Raw genomic sequence first — 22,671 nt, 5'->3', positions numbered from 1 at the left:
TAGGGGGAAACACCAATGTTCGGGATATTACTCGGTCTCATCGTCCTGATGGCGCTCGCCTACCTCGGCTGGTCGATCATCTGGGTCGCACCGATCGCTGCCGGCGTCGTCGCCGTCACCGGCGGTCTCGACCTGCTCGATGCTTATAAAGATACGTACATGGGCGGCTTTGTCGCCTTTGCGAAATCATGGTTCCCGGTCTTCATGCTCGGGGCGATCTTCGGAAAACTGATGGAGGACACCGGCATGGCCCGCTCGGTCGCCGTCGCATTCACAAAAGTGATCGGCACCAAGCGCGCCATCCTCGGCGTACTCGTCTCCGCCGCCGTCTTAACGTACGGCGGGGTGAGCTTGTTCGTCGTCGTCTTCGCGGTCTATCCGCTCGCCTTATCGCTGTTCCGGGAAGCCAACATCAGCCGGAAGCTCATACCAGCGACCGTCGGGCTCGGCGCCTTCACCTTCACGATGACGGCCCTGCCTGGTACACCGCAGATCCAAAACCTCATTCCAATGGAATACTTCGGTACAACCGCATCCGCGGCCCCGGTCATGGGGATCGTCGCCGCCATCATCATGGCGGTCGGAGGCTATTTGTACCTGCGCTTTAGAGAGAAACAGCTGCGCGACAGAGGTGACATCTTCGTCGAACCGGAGGATAAAAGTTCACTCGGTGACGTGGAGCGCGAGCCGCACTTCATCCTGTCGATTCTGCCGCTGCTGACCGTGTTACTGACACTCAACTTGCTGCAATGGGACGTCGTCACCGCCTTAATCGCAGGAATTCTCTTAATCATGCTGTTGAACATCACCTTGTTCAAAAAGTTCGTCACATCGATCAACAAAGGGGCGAGCGGCTCCGTCATCGCCATCATCAATACCAGTGCCGCCGTCGGCTTCGGGACTGTCGTCCGCGAAGTGCCCGGCTTTGAGAAGCTCACGCAGATCCTCGTCGGCATCAAAGGCAACCCGCTCATCTCCGAAGCAGTCGCCGTCAACGTCCTCGCCGGTGCCACAGGCTCCGCCTCCGGCGGCCTCGGCATCGCCCTTGAAGCCCTCGGCTCCAAGTACTATCAAATCGCCCAGGACACCGGCATCAGCGCCGAAGCGTTCCACCGCGTCGCTTCCCTGTCCTCCGGCGGCCTCGACGTGCTGCCGCACAACGGAGCGGTGCTCACGCTGTTTGCGATCACCGGCATGACCCACAAGGACAGCTACCGCGACATCTTCGTTGTCGCGCTGTTGATTCCGGTCATCTCCGTTGCGGTCGTCATTCTGTTGAATACGATTGGCATTCTATAAAGAGAGATAAACATGTCATGATGATGGTCACGTTCCGCTTATCGGTGGCTGCTTGCCGCGGGCACGACCTCAGCTGACTTGAGCAGAAAACCATCTGCCCAAGTGGATCTTCATTCCGTGCTGTTCCCGCAGGTGTCACCACCGAACGCTGCTCGTGACCTTAACTTAAAAGAGAGGTAAAGAACACCCTCTACAGATTGAACGAACACCACAGGTATCCTGTGGTGTTTTTCTATTTCTGGAATCGTCATGGTAAACTAAAGAAAACAGATCGTACTGGAGGAAGCACCATGAAACTAACCATTGTCACCGTAGGAAAATTGAAAGAGAAATACTTGAAGCAGGGGATCGCCGAATACGTGAAGCGACTCGGCCCCTACGCTAAAGTCGAGGTAATCGAAGTGCCCGACGAAAAAGCGCCGGAAAATCTGAGTGAAGCGCAGATGGTTGAGGTGAAACAGAAGGAAGGCGAGCGCATCCTGAGTAAGATCTCCCAGGACACCTATGTCATTACGCTTGAAATTGAAGGGAAGCAGCTGACGTCTGAGAAGCTGGCGAAAAAGATGGACGAGCTTGCGACGTACGGAAAGAGCAAAGTGGCGTTCGTAATTGGAGGATCACTGGGTTTGAGTGATGAGGTATTGGAGAGAAGTGATTTCGGACTGTCGTTTTCGAATATGACGTTCCCGCACCAGTTGATGCGCTTGATGCTGGTGGAGCAGGTGTATCGAGCGTTTAAGATTAATCGGAATGAGCCGTACCATAAGTAAGCGCAAAGTCGTTTTGAACAGAAGTGTCAAAGAATAACTCAATATTCTTGACGCTTCTGTCATCGATTTTTTCACCTTCATTTACATTTATTTTGCTTATAATAGTATGCAAAAGGTCTTTCTGTTTTTCGGGAGTTGTTTTTGGAAGAACTTTATCAAAATTTCTGAGTATGTTTTGTACTTGTTTAGAGTTAACTTCTTTTATAGTAGGTTCTCTAAGTTGTAGTTCAGCATCTTTTTTCTGGTTCTCTAAATCAACTTGTTCACTTTCTAAAGAGGTTATGTTCGTTAAGATTGAAGAAGGTGGTGTGTCAGTAGATTCAATCACTTTAAGATACCTATTGATTGTTTTTTTAAAGTATCCAATCTAAGGTCTATGTTTTCTATTTGGTGTAGGAGCGGTTCTTTAAGTTTGCCTATTTTAGCGTTTACCTTATCTACTATCGATTGGAATACTGAAGAATCATTAGTAACTTCGTGTAGCCTTTCGTACACTGGAATGAAAGATAATAGAGCAGTCCTACAAGAATTGTTAGATTACGCAAGAAGAGATGATGTCATAGTTGTTTACAAGTTAGATCGTTTAGGGCGTTCCACAAAGAGGTTGATTGATCTTTCTGAAGACCGCAATCCAAGGGAATTGAATTAATGAGTGTTAAAGACAATATAGATACTACTACAGCAGTCGGAAAAGCTATGTTTAGGATGCTAGCTGTACTGTCTGAAATGGAACGTGATTTAATCTCAGAACGTACTAAAGCGGGTTTGGTGCATGAGCTAGAGGGCGTATGGGTGGTAGATCAAAAAAGATAGTAAAGACATAGATAAATCCTTGAAGCTTTATGATTCAGAACAGTACTCTGTTAGAGAAATTACAGAATGGACGGGTGTATCATATACCGAAACACACTAGTACACCATTCGCCCTAGTAGATAGAAAATTTATAGGTATATTTAGGGGTAATTGGTATAATAGGGATTGTATAATTTAATATCGTAAATTGAATCAAGAATATGAGTGTGAAAGGATGAGCTAATTGAATATAGAGAATTTATGCCTTAAAGAGGTGGAATTAGAAAAAGACTTTAATTATAAGAATTTATACAATGATAGCACTAGGGGAGCGGTTTACAAAGAGGAGCATAAAACTGTTTTAAGGGAAGCTATTTCAAAGGGTGTAATTAATGTAAAGAAGTTTATAGTAGCTGAGGAAGTTCAAGAAGAACTTTATCAAATAGCAAATAAATCTAGAGGCACAAAGCGTACATTGCTTGAAAGTTTAAAGGAATATCATAATGAATCGAGTTATGTAATTGCTCCGCTAATATATTTACTAAACTTAATTGATTCTAATTTTTCTGTAGTTGAAGGCGAGTGTCTTAAAATTCAATCCAATGTTACCGAGTTTAGTATTAGACCTAGAATAGATGGTTCTAATGCAAGACCTAGAATTTTTTACCCAGGGAGAAAATTGCTTTAACAACCGTAAATGACAGTGCTGAGAATTTGGGTGATATTCTAGCAACGAAAGGGTCGGAAGTCTATATCATCGGTACTGACAATCGTTCTAAAGAAATTTGGGCTTATAAGATTATTAGAGATGAAAATTTCTATGAAGGTGCAAAAAATTACTTGGAGAAAGAAAAAAACAGATTACAAGACATGATTTGGGATAAGGGTGTTTAAAAACATACTTAAGCACAGTTAGCCATCCCTATTTAGTAGGGGTGGCTATTAGAGTGGTACCGTAAAACGCATTTGTACTTTCTCGACTAAAGTTCAGAAAATGATTTTAAGTAATTATATTTTTGAATATGATACAATATTTGTAATAAATAGGGGAATTAGGAGGAGCAAATGACTATTAAAATTAATGAGGTATGTTCGGTACAAGAGTTTATTGCAGAGGTGGATGCGTTAGATAGTAAGTTTTTTTTTAGAGGGCAGCAATCACATGAAAAATATAGTCTTTTACCGGGAATGTTGAGAAGAAATGAAAATAGCGAAAGAATTTACGATGATGAAGCAGAGAATATTTTTTATAATAGGTTTAAGTCTAGGGCTATGCCATATTTAAATTATAAACCTTCAAATGAGTGGGAGTGGTTATTTTTAATGCAACACTATAAAACCCCCACTCGATTATTAGATTGGACTGAAAGCCCTCTAATAGCGTTATATTTTGCTATTGAAAATGAGCTTGGTGAATACGAACCTTCTGACTCCCCGATAGTTTGGTGTTTAGACCCATACAATCTGAATAGAAAGGTTGAAGGTATAGATATACAAAATGAAGTTCCTTACGTTGGTGGTGATGATTTAAATTCTAAGACTATAGATTTATATTATGGTTTAGGAAAAGCTACTAAGTTGAATTATCCATTAGCTATAGCGGGTCCGTTTAATAGTACACGAATTAATGCCCAAAGAGGGGTTTTTACGTTATTTAGTTTTAGTGATGTTCCTTTAGAAGAGATGCCTGATGCAGATACATACCTAAAAGGAATAAAAATTAATAATGAATATATATCAAAGATCAGAAGTCAGCTATTTAATTTAGGTATAAATAGCACTTTGATTTATCCAGAACTAGATTCAATATCACGAGATATAAAGGTTGAGTATAGTTATGAAAGGGGGAGTTTTGTAAATGTCTAATGAGAATAATCCGAGAAATAGCATGCTAGAAGAAGGGGAAAACAAACTTAAGGAATGGGAAGTACTGTCAAATACTACAACATTAAATTTAAAAACGGTTTGTATGGAAATAGACAATGTAGATAGAGGATATGGTGGAATTAATTTAAAACCCTTTTACCAGAGAGAATATAAATTTACTCGAAAAGACGAGAGTTTGTTAATAGAGTCTCTATTGGCAGGGATACCAATTCCAACAATATATCTTGCCTCTGATACAACAAAAGTACCCCACATCAGTAACGTAATTGATGGTCAGCATAGATTATTTGCTGTTTATAGGTTTATAAATAATGAATTTGCATTAACAGGTTTAGAAAAGTATCATTTTTTAAATTTTAAGAAGTTTATAGACCTCAATCCTACAATCCAAAATAAGTTGATGTATCAAGTAAGTTTAACACTTCAATTTATCCATGTTCAAAATAACCCAGAATTAGAATTGGAAATTTTCACTAGATATAATAAAGGTACACACCCATTAACACCACAAGAGATTCGTAATGTTGTTCTTAGTAGTAAGTTTAATGATTGGTTAAATGATAAAGTTGAGAGCTTTTCAAAAGATAGATATCTATCTGAAGTTTATAACACTACTAAGACCCGCTTTAAAAATAAAACTTTACATGGAGAAATGTACGTCATGTTCTCTATATATGATAAAGGTATAAACCCTAACTATTATGCTTCTACGGAGTACATTGATGAGTTTATGAAGTATGTGTCTAAGTTAGATGAAACAGAACAACAATTGTGGATAGATAAGTTTGATGACTTTCTAGATAGATTAAATTATTTAATTCTTAAGCTATATATAGAGAGAGGAATAAAAAATCCTTTTTCCAAGGAAATATATAAAACTATTGATAAACGGAATCACAAATTCCAAACTAGTATCTTAATGATTATGACTCAAATCTATAAAGAAATTATCGAAAATGATTATGCGGAAATTAAATTAGATGAATTAAGTGTAGCTATTAAAAATGGATTTATAAGCAGTGGTTTTGATCTAATTACAAGCTCTACAACTGAACCAAAATTAGTTCAAAAAACATATGAAAGCATTTGGGAAGAAGTGAAAAAAGTAATTAAGTAATCATTCATAAAACCACCCTAAAAAAATGGGTTGGTTTTATTTTTTCTGGATATTTATATACACTTTGTGGTCATTGTGTTTATGTGATATTCGATGAACCTTATCATAAGTAATAGCGCGTTCCCTTAAGGAAATAATTAAAAACGGATGTACGTTAGGATTTGATTTAGAGGAATACAATATTCAAAAATGTATTCCTTTAATTTTGCTAATAAATTTCACAGTACAAATGTAATGAAAACATTATTACCGATTATTATACGAAAAGATTGTAGAAAGATAATAATCACACTGTAACTCTAAAATATTTAATTAGGACCTTCAAATCTATTTATTTTATACCAATACCTTTTATATCTCGGTTCAAAGGGCTGAGGTGTAATAATATAAGAGAAATCAATATAAGTCATATAAATTGCCGATTCAATATAATTTGTTGAAGTTTCTAGCTTTACAAAAATAACCTAATATTGGTAAGGTTTTATTTAACATAACTATAGTCTCTATGAATCGGAGTGATAGATATAATTAACAATTGGCAAGTACCTCGAAATAAACGAAGACTTTTTCCTGTTGTAGATATATTATCATTATTCACATTACAAAATTTGGGTGAAATTTGGAGAGGGACTTTATCCCGTCAGTTAGATTTTGAAATGGAATTAGAGAGATATGGATTGAAAAGAGTTGGTCAACGTAGGGATAGGAGGGGGGGAGGGGCAAGAACATACGAATCATGGCTATATAATTTAGGACTTGTTTATACCGAAACAGATACTAACATCACGCGTACTACATTAGCAGGAGACGCGTTACTTTCTGGGGATCCACCAGTTCCTATCGTCACAAATCAATTAATGAAGTTGCAATATCCTTCTCCTTACTCTATAAGAAAGAGAGTGAATATTAACCCCCGCTTTGGAATCCGGCCATTTCGCTTTCTATTAAAACTTTTATTGGATGATCGTGTACATACTTTGTCTAAAGAAGAGATTGGAAGATTTGTAATAACAGAAGGAGAAAATGAAACACAAGGTTGCTTTGAGAACGTTGTTCAACGTATTTTAGATTACAGGTCATTAGGGGATAGTATTTTACCTGAGAACTTTGAAGAGCTTTATCCAAGTAGTACTACAGGAGTAAGAAGTCGAGAAAAAACTCTCGAGGGGTTAGAGGATATTGCTAATACTCTGATCAATTATTTAGAATACACCCAGTTTATAAGCAGGAATGAAAATAGAAGTATATTCATCTTGCCTGAAAGACATGAAGACGTGCAACTAATTATGAATGATGGAACCACACTTAGAAGATTAGACACTAACCATCAGTTTGGTATTGAAAATTTTCAAAGAAATTTCGGATTAGCTCCAGGGCAAACCCGCGATAATCGTAATTTCGTTGGCCAAAACATTACTGACGGTATTTACAAAGAAAGGAGAATCCGTAGTGAGCTTCTACACATAGCGGGTACGACCCCAGTTTCTGATATAACAAATAAGATATTAAATAAAATTTCTTCAGCCACAGGTTATACGAAAACTGAAGTAGCAGGAGCACTAGAGGGATTTAGGCCAGATACATTTTCGCTATTTGAAGCTACTTACATGAACATGGCTGTCAGCGGCAGGGAACTTGCTACCGAGTTTGAATTGGCTACCCAAAATGTTTTTGAACAGTTAGGTTTTAATACTCAGCATGTAGGGACTCAACCACGACATCCTGATATTTATGTAGAATCACCTTTAACCTATTCCGGCATCATTGATACTAAGGCTTACAGAAAATATTCGATTACAAATGACCATAGAAATCGAATGGTCAGAAACTATATACCAGCTTACAAAGATGAAGGGTTAATATTCTTTATGTACATAGCAGATGGATTTGGTTCTAATATTACTTCACAGTTGCAAAGTATTGCTCAAGAAACTAATGTTAACGGAACAGTGATAACTGCATCTAACATTATCAGGCTTTTACAACGGAATAAATTCGCTACAATTGATCACTCTTCACTTAGAAACTTGTTCACAAGCAACGAGGTAGTAACTATTTTTGATATTAATTCATTATAAATAGTGGGTTTTTGTACCAGGATTACTTTAAACTATTTAAAAATATCAAATTGTTAGGTAGTAGAATAATAATTATTGCTAGTTATAAATCGATATTATTCAAAAAAGCGGTGCTTACATAAGCACCGCTTTTTTGAATGATATTTTTAGGTGTACAAATTCGTAAAAACATGTAGAATAGAACACATGAGGCATATGCTAGAACACACATTCGTATAATAGGGGTGATATAATTGAAATTTTATATGGGCGAGCTATTTAGTGGCCCTGGAGGTATGAGTCAAGGTGCTCACGAAGCTTCTATACGCCATCCAGAAACAAATGAATTGTTTTATATTGAACACCAATGGGCAAATGACTTTGATAAAGATACATGTAAAACTTTTGGTAAAAATATTTGCGGAGACGAAGAGGCAAGTACAGTTCACCTGGGACCGGTCGAGAAACTGCCTATTGGAAACCGTGACGTACTTCCTGATATAGATTGTTTAGCTTTTGGATTTCCTTGTAATGATTATAGTCAGGTGGGTAAAAAGCATGGTCTAGAAGGAGAGTATGGGCCTTTATATTCTTATGGAGTTAAAGCAATCCAAAAGTATCAACCAAAGTTCTTTGTAGCTGAAAACGTTGGAGGTCTTCAAAGCGCTAATGAAGGGAAAGCTTTTATTCAAATTTTGAGTGAGTTAGAAGAGTGTGGTTATCAATTAACCCCTCACCTATATAAATTTGAAGAGTACGGTGTTCCACAATCAAGACATCGAATTTTAATTGTGGGTATTAGAAATGATCTTCATGAAGAAGGTGTAGAGTTTAAGGTCCCTGCTCCTACGACACCAGATCATTATGTTACATCTAAAAATGCAATTATAGACCCCCCTATACTGGATTTTTCATTAAACCACGAGTATCCAAAACATTCTCAAAAGGTACAAGAAATGTTATCACATATTCCTCCTGGGGGTAATGCTTGGCATGAGAATATTCCAGAACATTTAAGATTAAAAGTGAAGGGTGCCAGGTTAAGTTCTATCTATAAGCGTTTGGATCCGGAAAAACCAGCATATACAGTTACTGGAAGCGGTGGCGGTGGAACTCATATGTATCATTGGTCTGAGAATAGAGCTCTTACCAACCGGGAAAGAGCACGGCTGCAGACCTTTGGTGATGGATTTGAGTTCGTAGGAAGTAAAGAATCAGTTAGGAAACAGATTGGAATGGCTGTACCTGTAAAGGGTGCTAAAATTATTTTCCAAGCAATTATGAAGTCTTTTGCTGGTATAGAGTATGATTATATAATGCCAGAACCTAAAGTCCAGCTGAAAAATTTAAAAGAAAAACAAAGTAAAAAAGATGCAGCTAAAGAATTAGCAGCTCTTGTTTAAAAAAGATCTCCTAAGGGGGATCTTTATTTTTTTGGAATTTTCAATATATTGTAATATAATGGAGTATAAGGTGATGCTTTTAGTTCATTATTTTCTTTTTAGTAAAACTTAAGTCTTGCTTGAAAAGGAGATTTTTATATGAAAAAACTTTTCTATGTTTCTAATAATGACGTAAATAAATGTTATGAATTCGGGGAAGATGTTTACATGAGAAAAGCATCCAGTCTAAAACAATTTGGAAGAACTGAAATTATACGTAGCAAAAATGATTTTGTGGCCGACCAAGTAATAGGAAAGTCGGTGGAAATAGCTTTTAATGAATTTCTAATAAATAATTTTCAAATTTCATATAAAGTTGATTTTGATATATGGGAAGATGAACACAGACATGATAACGGGAATGATTTGAATACCATTTACATTGATGGCGAAGAACGTCACTTCTCATACAAAACAGACATAAAAGGAAGCAGGCGCAATTCTCAGTGGCTATTAGTGGAAAGTCATAAATTAAAAATGTTTCATACTCAGATCTATATTATAGGTGTAGTAAAGAATATCCCAGCAGGTAATGAATTCATAAATAATATAGATAAGTATAATTCTATGGACTGGGAGGTTGAGATCCTTGGATATATTCTGAATAAAGATATATTTGATGATCGAACCTCTTTAGGTTGGTTTGAATTTCGTGCAGGAGATAGATTGTACTCACCATACTATATAAGAAATCTAAACAAGGATCACAGAAAGATTGATATTAAAAACTTTCATAATAAAATTCAGAAAATAGTAACTGATAAAATGTCGTATATTGGCCCTGAACTCGATTGCAAATTAAATTATGGTCTTCCAATAAGTTGGGTGAAAAATACGCACTTAGATTGGAAGAAATTCGTTACTATTTTACGAGACTATAGTACTCCTAAAATAAATATTTAAATTTATTTTTAAGCGCTTACAATTATATGAGGCTGGGGAGGTTGTTTATGGTGATTGAACACTTAAAGTTGTATCAAAACGGAACTGATATAGAATATCCCAGCTGGATTAGATTTGCAAATCTGATTGGAGAGTATTTGTATAGATTGGGATATGAAGGCGGAGAACCAACTAAAATCGTAGTATCTCTACCTACGCATCATTTTTTTTCATTATTCGCTGCGATGGGGATTGCAAATTATAAGTTTTCACTGAATCCTAAGTCAACACAAATACGAGAGAATTTTTTGAATCTTGAAACTGGAAAAAGAATCATTTACGTAGATAAAGATAAGACTCGAGCAATGTCAGTGCTGTCCTTACAAGAAAGTCCAATAAAAAATGGAGAAATGCTTTTGATGGTTAAAGATGGGAAGGTTTCTTTTGGAATACCAGAGCGACAATGGTTGGAAAAAGTGATTATTTTAGATGAGGATCATGATGTTATAAAAAAAACAATGAAAGTGAAGGACAGAAAAATACTTGGAGTAAGTACAAATAAATTCTTGAAAAATATATACCAAGGGAACCTACTTAACAGAAATTCTTTTTTTCCAGCAGATTATTTTTACTTAGTAGGTAACATGTCAGAAATAGATACTTGGATAAATGAAGAATTTTTATCCGTTAATGGCTTAAAAGGTAAACTGAGTGATTTTTTATACTTAACCTCTAATAACACCTATACGAATGGAAAACTAATATCATATTTAAGAAAGAAACAGTTTGATTTTGAAATTAACTGCTATTCACCTGTTATCTTTACAGACTCTAACAGTTATCTTAGACAACATCACAAATTCCCTAATAACCCTCAGTTAATTATCGTGAGTCGGGCTGAAAGTGAAAGAAAAAATGTCGAAATATTAGAAGAGTTGAAAGTTGAGTTTCTTCATACTCTCAACAAACTAGTAACTGATGAAATAATTACCTTTTTAGAAGATGCTATGGTAAGTATACCAAATGGAGTTGATATCTTAGGGTGGAGGTAACGGAATGACTATGGAGGATGTTAACAGACTTTATAAAGTAAATAATATCAAGATATTTTTTCGTCATGTAAGTAATGATTCTTTATATCAGTTAGTGATGAGACTTAATGAATTCAAAGAGGAAATTGAAATTAACTACGAACGAGATGAGTATTTATTAAGCTCTTTGACCTTAATGAAAAAATTCACACATAAAATCATAACCCGTTTGAAACCTTATAGAGACATTATGAATGAAGACCTTCAACAAGAAGTGAAAATGTATCTTCTACAAATCAAAAAAAGTTTTCCAGAGCTTTTTGATTCATTAGGTAAAGATATTGCTATTTTATTTAAGGATATTTCAGAGATCAGCTATAACCCTCTATACGAGAGCATAGAAAACCTGTTAAAACCAATACAAAAACATATGGGATTGAAAATTGCTATTGTTTCGAAAGGAGCATTAAGCGAAAGCGATAAGTCAATCGTTAAAAATCATGAGAGCTTATCAGCACTTAATGTTGTTTTTTTAACTTATAGTGGTTTAAGAAGAAGCCTGGAGTTATTTGACTTAATAATTTACATAGGGAATCCGGATTACTTTGGTATTTCAGCAAAAACTAATTTCAGAGGTAAGGAAACCTATTTTTTATCATATGATTTTTTCGCTAACGGATTTGAACCTCATAATATTCTTGGATCTATTGCAGGTAATAACACATACAGTACTATCTATAATAATGTTTGTTTAAATGAAAGTCTTAACGCTAGGAAAGAGATAACCTTATTTAAAGATGATTCACATGAGCAAGTGGTTAATGCATTAATAGAAAGAGTGAAAGTTAACAATGAAGCATCTGATCGTGTAGTAGAAGTAAACGTTGTCATGCTAGAGAATAACAGGGTTATTTTTATACCACCTGATGCCAGCGTTAGAGTTTACTCAGAGAGTAATAAGCAGGTTGTTGATCAAAAAAAATTTACTAGTATCGAAGAGGATAACTTTATAGTTATAAGAAACGAGAGGGAAAGTAGATTAATCGCAGAAATAGCTGATAAAGATGTTTTGAAAGAAGATGCTGTATTTCTTAGGGAATTGCAAGTCCGCTGGAAAAAAAGGTTGAGATCTGCGGTTAGGAAACAAGGGGTCAAAACCGTAAGTGATATTCTATCCAGGAAATACAAAATGGAAACTTCAGCACCAAATTCTGTGAGGTTTTGGTGCAGTGAAGATTCTATTTGCCCTAAAGAATTAGATAAATTATTACCTGCTTTGAAATTTAGTTCGAATGATGCAAAAGAAATCTTTGAGTCAATGCAGATTATAAGGAGAGCACATATTAAAGCAGGTAATATTATATCAAGGAGGTTAGTGAGTGAACTATCTAATGGTGTAAGTGTCGATCTCCAAGAGAATGGTTTTTTTACATTTAACTCAAATGAATTTGATGGAGCGTCTTTTAATATTGAAAGAATTGTTTTCATAGATAAAAAAAAGAAAAAAATCCCTGCTTCGTATGTTATGAAAATTATGTGTGTTGATTAATGAGGAGGCACTTGATTATGAAACTTAACGGCTCACTAGAAAATAGAGACAAAGTGCTAAGGAATGTAAGGGAAGAAATTATAGGCCCTTCCCAGATACGTGATCATTATGTTCAGTTTAAACCTACAGGCAATACCACCTTTGACACTAGAGAAGAATTTTATAAGCCTCATTATTGGAAGGTTGGCGACACAAAGGAAGAGGTCTTAAAGCGAGAGCTTCCCAGTCAACGATATGTTAGCGGGATGTTGTATCCTTTAAAGTCTAATGCTTCCCATAGCCCTTCAATAGAAATGCCTATAGTAAATGAGAATGATCAAGAAACTAATATAGTTAACGAATTTGTTGCAGATGCTATTACTGATACAGATAATGAAGAAAGTTCTGAGGAACATGGAGAGACAGAATTATTTTCTCAATCTGATGATTTTCTTCCTTCGACAATGGGCCTTACTTTCTGTATTGATAAAGAAGTTCCCTTTTTGCAGGTTAATGTAGAAGGGGGTACTTACTACCCTCATAATGTATATGAGAAAAGCCAAGGTCAAAAGTCTTATAAATGGTGGTTGCGTGAAGGGGTATGTGGAGAATGGGTAATTGACATAAAGGAATTCATCATAAAAAGAGAAGCAAAGCATGATGTACAAATGGTTAATGTTAAAGGAGAGAAAATTACCCATTTAAATATGCAAATACAGGGTAGGATTCGAGAAGTTAACGATAAGTATATTGTAACTATCAGCTTAACCAATCGTACCACGAATGACAATAGTATTAATTATCAACAGCAAATATTATTTCAATCACAGATTTCCATTGCTACCTCAAATCCTTTTAATTTTTCTTATTACCCGAAAGATTATCAATTAAGAGAAACCATGACCGAGGTAGAAGCTTCTACTGAATTATTGTATAGAAATGAATATACTTATGCTTTTGGTCATGGATGCTCAACTTACTGGGAGCAAAATAAAAAAACAATCCAGTATATTTCCACAACATTTATGCCTGAATATGAGTCATTAAGTATGACTCCGAATGTATTTGTGAAAAAAGAAAATGAAAAGGTTGAATTAAAGATTAAAATGGGAGATTTAGCTGGTATATCTTCAAGTGAGGACCCAAGGGTTTTATTAGAACCATTAATTGAAGGGTACAGCATGTGGATTAATGTTAAGAAAGATGAAATTAATTCTATCCCTGAGCCTTTAAAGAAAGTGGGCTTAAAACATATAAACAAATGCGAAGAATCACTAAGAAGAATGAAGAAAGGCTTAGAACTCCTTGCGGATAAAAATGTATTTAAGGCATTCAAATTAGCAAACTTAGCAGTTCTTTTGCAACAAATAAATGGTGTGAATTCAAGAGATGGTTACTATAATGTCGAAGGAATAAAATTTACTAAAGGATATAAAGAGAATGTGATGAGCGAAGAGGAACTAGTAAATGCCGATAATTCTTGGAGAGCATTTCAAATTGCATTCATCTTAATGTCTTTAGATTCTTTTGTTAATGAAAACTCAGAAGATAGAGAAATTGTAGATCTTATATGGTTTCCTACCGGTGGCGGGAAAACTGAAGCTTATTTAGGGGCAGCTGCATTCCAAATGATATATAGACGGATAAAAGACCCTGAAAATGCCGGGGTAGATGTAATAATGAGGTATACACTAAGGTTGTTAACGGCTGATCAATTCCAGAGGTCTTCCAGGCTTATATGTGCACTAGAGTATATTAGGAAATCAAACTCCGATATTCTAGGTGATGTTCCTTTCTCAATTGGAATCTGGGTAGGGTCAAAGACTACTCCGAATAAGATTAGTAGTGCAAAACAGCAATTAGAAAAATTAAGGAAGCGATCTAAAGACTCTCAAGAATTTATAGTGAACAGTTGCCCGTGGTGTGGAGCGAAAATGGGATATTACCAAGAAGAGAAAAGCAAGAAGAAACACTACTTGGGCTATAAATTAAATCCAGATAACTCAGAATTAGTTCTACATTGTCCTGATAAACAGTGTATTTATAGTAACTATCTTCCGATTCATATTGTTGATGAATCGATTTATAAGAACAAGCCAACTTTTTTAATAGGAACAATCGATAAATTTGTACAATTAGTTTGGAAACCAGAGGCCAGATCATTGTTTGGTCTCGGAAGAAATGGAGAAAGAGTTGTAAGTCCTCCATCTTTGATTGTACAGGATGAGCTGCATTTAATATCAGGTCCTTTAGGGACTTTGGCGGGGTTGTTTGAATCTCTGGTAGAGGAATTATGTTTACAAAATATTCAGGGACAGATAATTAAACCTAAGATTATATCGGCTACTGCCACTATCAATCAATTTAAAGAACAAGCTTTAGCATTGTTTGGCAGAAGTCAGGCAAGGCTATTCCCGAGTCCAGGGTTAGACAACAAAGATTCTTTTTTCGCTTCACCTGCCTATTATGATGAAGCCGCTGAAATTCCGATGCCAGGCAGAAAATATGTGGGTGTTTATACTCAAAATGTTAAGTTAATGATGTCGCAAGTTATGACGTTCTCATCTATTCTGCAATCATCATCTGAAATTAATGAAAATGAAAGGGATCCTTACTGGACCTTGCTTACTTTTTATAATACGCTTCGAGAATTAGGGGGAGGACTCACATTAACCCAAACTGATATACCACAGTATTCAAATTCTATAGTAAGAAGAAAAGGAACTATAAAAGATATAAGGTATATAAATAATTCTCTTGAATTAACATCGAGAAAGCAAAGTAATGAAATCGCCCAAACGATTGATGATATGAAGGTATCCTATGATAAAAGTAAGGATTACAAAGATAAGCAAGTAATTGATCTCTGTATGGCTTCCAACATTATTGAAGTTGGTGTGGATATTGATCGTTTATCACTTATGGCCATTGTCGGTCAGCCAAAAATGACCGCCCAATATATTCAAGTGAGCGGGCGTGTAGGAAGAAAGTGGAGCGAACGTCCAGGGCTTGTCTTCACATTATATTCGAATACAAAATCAAGGGATAAATCGCATTTTGAGCATTTTATGGAGTATCATCAACGTCTTTACGCACAAGTGGAGCCCACTAGTGTGACCCCTTTTTCCGACGCTTGTTTAGATAAAGGTTTGCAAGCAATTATTGTTGGTTTCCTTCGTCAAAAACTCACTCATTATATAGCTTATACTCCTGACTGGAGAGAAATAGAAAAACACATAGAGGATAAAATCGCTCCTTTTTATAACCGTCTGGTAGATAGAGTTAAATTTGTAGATCGAGAACAAGAAGATGAATTAAAGGAGAGATTTAAAAAAGTCCTGAAAAATATACAATTAGGGGCGTATAATTCATGGGAAGTTGACAGAGATATAGAGGGGTATATGTATCCAGCAGGAAAGAAAGTTCCTCCAGCATTGAAGAAAAACTCTTTGCCTATGATCAACTCACTTCGAAGCGTTGACTCAGAAGCTAGAGGTTTAATCGTATCTTTGTATCAAACAATGAATGAAGATGAGCAAAATAGTACCTGGGAGGACTTGTTATCATGAAACATATTCCTTTAAGGAGTAGTCAACTAATTACTACGTTCGGCCCGGGATCTCTCGTTATAAGTCCAACGGGTGAATCGGCATTAATAGGTTCATTAGATAAATGGTTTTATGATATTCATAATAATAAAGCACAGGATATGAATGAATTTGAAATAGTGGAGCCCAGGCTCAGGTCAGCATTAAAGGTGGATAAATTATTGATGCCCCCTGATTTTAGGGAAAGCTTCCGTTTTTCGGGTGATGATTTAGTAAACCATCAATCTAATACTGATCTATATATTCCTCTTTTAAGGTTCCCAACTTGGCAGTATTGTCAATACTGTAAAACTCTTCACCAAGCACAGCTTTCTCATAGGTCAAGTTGGCTTATGTGTAAAGGGTGTAATAAGAAAAGTAAAATGATACAAGTACCTTTTGTTATAGTTTGTGAACATGGTCATTTGGCAGATTTTCCATGGAAAGAGTGGGTTCATAAAGGTGAAAATACTACTTGCAATGAATTAATGAAAATCGTCTCTACTGGAGGAGCTACATTGGATTCACTTAAAATCACATGTGGTTGTAGTAAAGAGCGGTCTCTAAGAGGCATTATGTCTAGAAGAAATGCCACTGAGCACGAGGAAGAAGGAGTAAGCGAGCTCAGTAAAATGCTAAATGACTCAGACAAATTATTTAATTGTCCTGGTAATAAGCCATGGTATGGTTCAGAGAAAGAACATGAACCATGTAACTCATATCCTGTTGCCGTTCTTAAGAATTCAATTAATGTATACTTCCCGAATAAATTAAGCGCCATTTATATCCCTGGAGGAAATAAACAAGTTGAAGAGATACTTAACATTTTTGAGAGGAACTATATTACATCCTCTTTCCTAAACATAACAGGGGAGGAGACAATAGGAGATAAGATTAAATATGCTAAGAAATTCTGTCCCTCCTTGTTAGAAGATTTTGATGATAATGACATAGAACTCGCTATTTTATTTATTGAAGGTGAAATAGAATTTGATACATCTCAAGAGAGGAATATAGAAGGTATTGAATACCTTCTTCGTCGAAAAGAGTTTGACACATTAAATTCAGAAATAAATAATGAGAACTTAAAAATTAAAACAGATTGGGTTCAAAAGGATCATTCACCTAACGTATTAGAGAGTTTTTTCTGTAAGATCAACCAAGTAACTAAATTAAAAGAGACAATGGTGCTTACGGGCTTTAACCGTCTTAAGATTGATGGCGGCAACCTAAGGGTCCAACAAGTCAATAAAGGTAAAAATATGTTATTCAAAGAACCTGAGAAAGAAGAAAATAACTGGTTGCCTGCGTATAAAGTTTATGGAGAAGGTGTGTTCCTAACATTAGATAAGGGTGCCTTGAAGGACTGGGAGAGTGATCCTGTGGTGAAAAAACATTTTAACAGGATGCTTACCCAAGCGGAAAGGTCTGAATCTTATTTATTCGATATGTTTCAAACGCCTTCTCAAGTAATGCTCCATACGTTAGCTCATACAATTATTAATGAACTTGCTTTAATGGCTGGCTATAATACAGCATCGATTAAAGAAAGGTTATACTTAGACGAAGATCAGGCAGGTATCCTTATTTATACTTCTTCTGGAGATATAGACGGTACACTTGGGGGACTTGTAAGAATGGGAAACCATAAGACGTTCTTTAAAGTTATAACACGGGCGTTAGATAAAGCAAGGTGGTGTAGCGCTGACCCTGTATGTTCAGAAGTAGGCAGAGAAACAGGGCAAGGAGTAAATAATATAAATGGGGCTTCATGTCATAGTTGTACTTATTTACCGGAAACTTCATGTGAATCAGCTAATTTATTCTTAGATAGAGCGTTATTGATAGATGAAAAAATAGGCTTATTTAAAGATGTATAAGTCCCTTGCTTAGAGAGTCTATATACTTTCTGGTTTGAAATAATAATTGGTGTAATGAGAAGGTGTATTCAAACCCTTCTCTTTTTTTATTTAGTGATAAGAAAATATGTGACTCTCCGTACGTGGTGGTCTTCTATAGACAATTAGAAGATTTCAGTATGGATAAAGAATATGATAAAGAAGTTCGTGCAGCTGTAGGGAAGCAGATCAAGGCTTTGAGATTGGAAAAAGGACTATCTCAGGAAGAATTTGCTTTTCAGGTAGGGATTGACCGGACCTATGTGAGTTTTATTGAACGTGGGGTAAGGAGTCCTAGAATACCTGTAATTTATAGGATTGCTTATGTTCTTGAGGTGTCTCCTGGAAAGTTACTAGTAGAGATCGATAAAACGCCGGATTAATATGTCATTCAATCAGGGAGGGAGCATACATATTTTCTAAAGAGTACGTATACCTTAAGATTAAATGTTCACCAATCTTCATTGAGGTTCTGCAAGGGGATCAATGTATGGCAATGGCTACTTACCAAAATCGGTACTTTAAAGCTGAGGCAATAACTAAAGAAACTGCCATAAATGATTTGTTAATGACGATTTCTGAACATCATAAAAATTTGTAGCATGGATAGGGCTATACCTTAAGAGGCTGGAATTTCTTCTAGACGTGTTCACTCTACGACAGAACGAAAGCCTGTGGAACTTTGGATGAAAGAATCTCTCGATTCTCTTCCAACAAAGTATGAAGTGAGTTATCTAACCTATCGAAAGATAGGAAAAGACGGCGTCATGAATTATCACGCTCGGAAAATACTCATGAACTCCCCTTATGCGGGGCAAGAAGTAATCTTTAAGGAAACAAATGAGGGGAAGATCACTGTTTTTCATCGTGGGGAAGCCATTTTAGCTTATACAAAGGATGATAAGATCCTATCACTCTCCGAACAGATAAGAAAAAAGCAGCGTTTAAAGGCTGACACCTTCCACGCTGCATCAGATATAGAGGTCGCTGTTCACCCACTAAGCGTCTACGACCAATTTCTTCGAGAGGGAGAGTGAAAGTGATGAATTAAGTCATTGATACATACTGTGATTCACTTAAATTATCTACCATTCAATCAGAGTGGCGTACCCTCACGGAAGAAGCTTCTAAAGATAATATACCATATCACGTCTTTCTTGAGCGACTATTAGAATTGGAGAATCAAGCACGAATAGAGCGAAGTAGACAAACTCTACTTAAGCTTTCTCGCTTACCTTTTAAGAAAACTTTAGATACGTTTGACTTTCAACGTATTAACGGTTTGTCGAAAAGGGACATCGAAGAATACATGAATCTCAGCTTTATCGAACAAAACCAGAATTTAATTTTTCTTGGGCCTCCTGAAGTGGGAAAGACACATCTTGTGGTTTCAATTGCCCTCGAGGCAATCAGTAAAGGTTTGAAGACATATTTCATGACAGCACAGGAGCTCGTTACGTCACTAGAGACAGCAGATGCCCAAGGGAAATTGGATAAGAAAATGAGGGGAATCGCTAAGCCCTCCCTCCTGATTATCGATGAAATGGGATACTTATATCTATCGGATAACGGAGGCCATTACTTATTTCAAGTAATCAGCCGGAGATATGAGAATAGCTCTATTATTTTAACGTCCAACAAGACGTTTAGCCAGTGGGGAGAAGTGTTGGGAGACGGAATTATTGCGACAGCAATATTGGATGGGTTGCTTCACCACTCAAGGGTATTTTCAATTGACGGTCCAAGCTTCAGGATGAAAGCCATGTCTGCCGAATAAGGCGGTAGATTTGTATAATTTTAACCCGACGATTTTGTATATAATTAAACGCCCTTGACAAACCCTCAGAAACTCAGTTCAATTCAGAATTATGATGACTACTTATATCACAATTTTTTGTGATTATAGGTAGTCATTTTTATGTCCTATGTTTCCTAGACAATCTAGTTAATTCAGGTATATTGTAGAAAAAATTTAAATAATATAACTCTTATGTAAAAAATAGTTATTTTTGTATTATAATAGACTACAAGAAATACAGACTATTTTCATGGTTAGGAGAGTTGTTATGGCACTTTTGGAAGATAAAATAGACCAGATACCTGATATGAATCTTCGTGAAACTATCATGAAAGAAATAAGAAAATTAAAAACAGGTAAACAATTTGGTTTGGTATTTGAACAACATATACCTGAAGTGGTACCAATTTTTAGTGCAACTGTAAGAAAAGGTTCAGTAGTAGCTATGAAAACAGGGAATATGCGTGATACTTATATAGTCGCAGGGGTTAACGGTAATGAAGTTGAATTAAAAGATGGAATGAACGAAGAAATTAAGACCGTTCCTTTAGAGATGGTTACTGTTGTAAAAAGGTTTGGGGAACCTATTTTTCCATCTTTAATTAAACAGGGAGAAGTTATCAATAGTGAAGATCCACTACACCACATTCTCATAGAATCTGATAACTACCACGCTTTACAATTGCTAGAGTACATTTATCCAAAAAAATTAGACTGTATTTACATAGATCCTCCTTATAACACCGGGGCACGTGACTGGAAATATAATAACAATTATGTGGACGACAATGATGCTTATAGGCATAGTAAATGGTTATCAATGATGCAGAAAAGGCTAACACTTTCCAAACAACTACTTAAAGATGATGGAGTTTTAATTCTTACCATTGATGATTATGAACTATATCACGTTGGCACTTTACTAGAAGAGATATTTCCAGAATACGATCATTATATAATTACTATTGAACATAATCGGAGGGGGCGGAGAGGTAAGAACTTCGCAAAGACCAATGAGTACGCAATATTTTTGGTTCCAAAAGGAAGAGAAATTATACAAGAGGAGATCTTACAAGAAGCTATTGGTGGAGAAACTAGGAATCTCAGAAGGACTGGTAGCGGATCAATGAGGCATCAAAGGTGGAGGAAGTTCTATCCTATATTTGTTAACAAAAAGACGTTAGAAGTTATTGGGGCAGGAGACTCTCTACCTTTAGGTGGGGAACCGTCTTATGAAGAAGAAGGAGATATAGTTACTATATGGCCCATTGATGAAGATGGAAGGGAAAAAAACTGGCACTATGGTGTGACAAGGACGAGGGAAGCAATTAAAGAAGGAAAATTAGAAGCTAGGGAACAAAGTTACGGTATTCAAGTCTATTATACGCTTCGTGAGAAAAAATCAAGAAGAGTAAAAACTGTATGGAGTAAATCCACATTAGATGCGAGTACTTATGGTACGGAATTGTTAAATAAAATCCTTGGTAATAATGCAAGTTTTGATTTTCCTAAATCTATTTATTCAGTGAAGGACTGTATAAAAGCGGTTGTCGGAAATAGAGAAGATGCAGTTATCTTAGATTTCTTTGCAGGTAGTGGTACTACTCTACATTCAGTCATGATGTTGAACGAAGAGTTAGACAGCAACCATCAATGTATATTGGTAACCAATAATGAGGTCTCTGGAGAAGAAGCAGAGAGGTTGCAAGAGGAAGGTTTTTACCCAGGGGAAGAGGAATGGGAACGAAATGGTATTTGTAGGTCAGTAACGTTTCCAAGAGTTAAGAATGTCACTTTAGGAAGACGAGAAGATGGAACGGAGATAGAAGGCGAATATTTAACAGGTAAATATATAACTAGGGAAAAACCACGATCAATTAAGCAATTGGGCTTTGTTGGAGGCGAACTCAATGCTACAAAGAAAAAACAAATTGCCGCCCTTATAGATGGTGTGCCTCAATCAAAAATAAAAGGTGATACCAAGTATTTTGTTGATGAAAATAGCGAAGCGAGTATTTTATTTGATCCTGATTCCTTTGAAAGTTTCTTAGCTGAACTAGGGGAACACAATAAAGTGAAAGATATATATATAGTTGTGCAAAAGCCTTCTGATTTTAGAAAGATGAAGGCTGCAATCAACGAAGAGATTGGTCCCATTTATCTTGAAGAAGAAAGTAAGAAGTTGTATTCAGAAGGGTTTTCAGCGAATATATCTTACTTTAAGTTAGATTTTTTAGATTCAGATGAGGTTGCTTTAGGTCTGCAATTTGAATCCTTACTTCCTATTCTCTGGATGATATCGGGTGCAAAAGGTAAGTTACCAGATGTTGATTGCAATGAAAATTACTTTTTAGGAGAAGGAGATTCTTCATTTGCTATCTTATTTAGAGAAAAATATTTCGGTGAATTCTTATCTAAATTAAATCAAAAAGAAATGAATATAGACTATATATTCATTATTAGTAATTCGGAGGAAGCCTTTTTTGATATGAAAGATGAGATAAGTAACAAGAATGTTTATATGTTATATAAAAATTACCTGAAGAATTTTGAGATAAACAGATTCGCGAGGGGGAGATAAA

19 protein-coding genes are annotated in these 22,671 nt (G+C 36.1%); 18 read left to right on the top strand and 1 reads right to left on the bottom strand.

Annotated elements, in window-relative coordinates; translation table 11 throughout:
* The first annotated feature begins 15 nt into the window (after positions 1–15).
* Positions 16–1,299 (top strand): GntP family permease, encoded by a 1,284-nt coding sequence (locus tag ACXAGL_RS06955; protein WP_160837508.1) that lies wholly within the window; start codon positions 16–18, stop codon positions 1,297–1,299.
* A gap of 290 nt (positions 1,300–1,589) precedes the next feature.
* Complete coding sequence (rlmH, locus tag ACXAGL_RS06950; protein WP_474990597.1) at positions 1,590–2,069, top strand: 23S rRNA (pseudouridine(1915)-N(3))-methyltransferase RlmH; 480 nt, start codon at positions 1,590–1,592, stop codon at positions 2,067–2,069.
* On the opposite strand, the gene ACXAGL_RS06945 is transcribed toward rlmH, so the two are convergent.
* A complete protein-coding gene (locus ACXAGL_RS06945) occupies positions 2,041–2,397 on the bottom strand; it encodes a hypothetical protein (RefSeq protein WP_474990595.1) in 357 nt (118 codons plus the stop codon). The two genes, rlmH and ACXAGL_RS06945, sit on opposite strands and share 29 nt — an antisense overlap.
* 48 nt (positions 2,398–2,445) lie before the next feature.
* On the opposite strand from ACXAGL_RS06945, the gene ACXAGL_RS06940 reads away from it, so the two are divergent.
* The 16 genes from ACXAGL_RS06940 (at position 2,446) to ACXAGL_RS06865 (ending at position 22,670) form a co-directional block, all read left to right on the top strand.
* Positions 2,446–2,718, top strand: coding sequence for a recombinase family protein (locus tag ACXAGL_RS06940; RefSeq protein ID WP_474990593.1), 273 nt, complete (start codon positions 2,446–2,448; stop codon positions 2,716–2,718).
* A complete protein-coding gene (locus tag ACXAGL_RS06935) occupies positions 2,718–2,882 on the top strand; it encodes a recombinase family protein (protein ID WP_474990591.1) in 165 nt (54 codons plus the stop codon). The genes ACXAGL_RS06940 and ACXAGL_RS06935 overlap by 1 nt, the downstream gene beginning before the upstream one ends.
* A 224-nt stretch (positions 2,883–3,106) precedes the next feature.
* Complete coding sequence (locus tag ACXAGL_RS06930) at positions 3,107–3,550, top strand: hypothetical protein (RefSeq protein ID WP_474990589.1); 444 nt, start codon at positions 3,107–3,109, stop codon at positions 3,548–3,550.
* A gap of 377 nt (positions 3,551–3,927) precedes the next feature.
* Positions 3,928–4,728 carry an FRG domain-containing protein gene (locus tag ACXAGL_RS06925; protein WP_474990587.1) on the top strand — a complete coding sequence of 267 codons (801 nt, stop codon included), beginning with the start codon at positions 3,928–3,930 and terminating at the stop codon, positions 4,726–4,728.
* Complete coding sequence (locus ACXAGL_RS06920; RefSeq protein ID WP_474990585.1) at positions 4,721–5,866, top strand: DUF262 domain-containing protein; 1,146 nt, start codon at positions 4,721–4,723, stop codon at positions 5,864–5,866. Before ACXAGL_RS06925 ends, ACXAGL_RS06920 begins: the two co-directional genes overlap by 8 nt.
* A gap of 515 nt (positions 5,867–6,381) precedes the next feature.
* Positions 6,382–7,944, top strand: coding sequence for a hypothetical protein (locus tag ACXAGL_RS06915; protein WP_474990583.1), 1,563 nt, complete (start codon positions 6,382–6,384; stop codon positions 7,942–7,944).
* A gap of 233 nt (positions 7,945–8,177) precedes the next feature.
* Positions 8,178–9,326: a DNA cytosine methyltransferase gene (locus tag ACXAGL_RS06910; RefSeq protein WP_474972402.1), complete on the top strand. Its 1,149-nt coding sequence runs from the start codon at positions 8,178–8,180 to the stop codon at positions 9,324–9,326.
* Positions 9,327–9,464: 138 nt separating this feature from the next.
* Positions 9,465–10,268, top strand: a complete 804-nt coding sequence (locus ACXAGL_RS06905) for a hypothetical protein (protein ID WP_474990581.1) — start codon at positions 9,465–9,467, stop codon at positions 10,266–10,268.
* A 47-nt stretch (positions 10,269–10,315) separates the two neighbouring features.
* Positions 10,316–11,299, top strand: a complete 984-nt coding sequence (locus ACXAGL_RS06900) for a hypothetical protein (protein WP_474990579.1) — start codon at positions 10,316–10,318, stop codon at positions 11,297–11,299.
* 4 nt (positions 11,300–11,303) lie between these two features.
* On the top strand, positions 11,304–12,827 hold the full coding sequence (locus ACXAGL_RS06895; RefSeq protein ID WP_474990577.1) for a DrmE family protein: 1,524 nt from the start codon (positions 11,304–11,306) through the stop codon (positions 12,825–12,827).
* Between the two features lie 17 nt (positions 12,828–12,844).
* Positions 12,845–16,375 (top strand): helicase-related protein, encoded by a 3,531-nt coding sequence (locus ACXAGL_RS06890; protein WP_474990575.1) that lies wholly within the window; start codon positions 12,845–12,847, stop codon positions 16,373–16,375.
* Entirely contained in the window at positions 16,372–18,273 is a 1,902-nt protein-coding gene (drmB, locus tag ACXAGL_RS06885) for a DrmB family protein (RefSeq protein ID WP_474990573.1), read from the top strand. Before ACXAGL_RS06890 ends, drmB begins: the two co-directional genes overlap by 4 nt.
* Positions 18,274–18,431: 158 nt before the next feature.
* Positions 18,432–18,674, top strand: coding sequence for a helix-turn-helix domain-containing protein (locus ACXAGL_RS06880; RefSeq protein ID WP_474990571.1), 243 nt, complete (start codon positions 18,432–18,434; stop codon positions 18,672–18,674).
* 291 nt (positions 18,675–18,965) lie between these two features.
* Complete coding sequence (locus tag ACXAGL_RS06875; RefSeq protein WP_474990569.1) at positions 18,966–19,328, top strand: hypothetical protein; 363 nt, start codon at positions 18,966–18,968, stop codon at positions 19,326–19,328.
* A gap of 17 nt (positions 19,329–19,345) precedes the next feature.
* Positions 19,346–20,068, top strand: a complete 723-nt coding sequence (istB, locus tag ACXAGL_RS06870; protein WP_474992347.1) for an IS21-like element helper ATPase IstB — start codon at positions 19,346–19,348, stop codon at positions 20,066–20,068.
* A 289-nt stretch (positions 20,069–20,357) separates the two neighbouring features.
* Entirely contained in the window at positions 20,358–22,670 is a 2,313-nt protein-coding gene (locus ACXAGL_RS06865) for a site-specific DNA-methyltransferase (protein ID WP_474990567.1), read from the top strand.
* Position 22,671 lies beyond the last annotated feature (1 nt).

This window comes from Halobacillus sp. ABA4_118 (genome assembly GCF_056160205.1).
The sequence above is the reverse complement of the archived record's forward strand: the minus strand, read 5'-3'. Positions and strand labels throughout refer to the sequence as shown.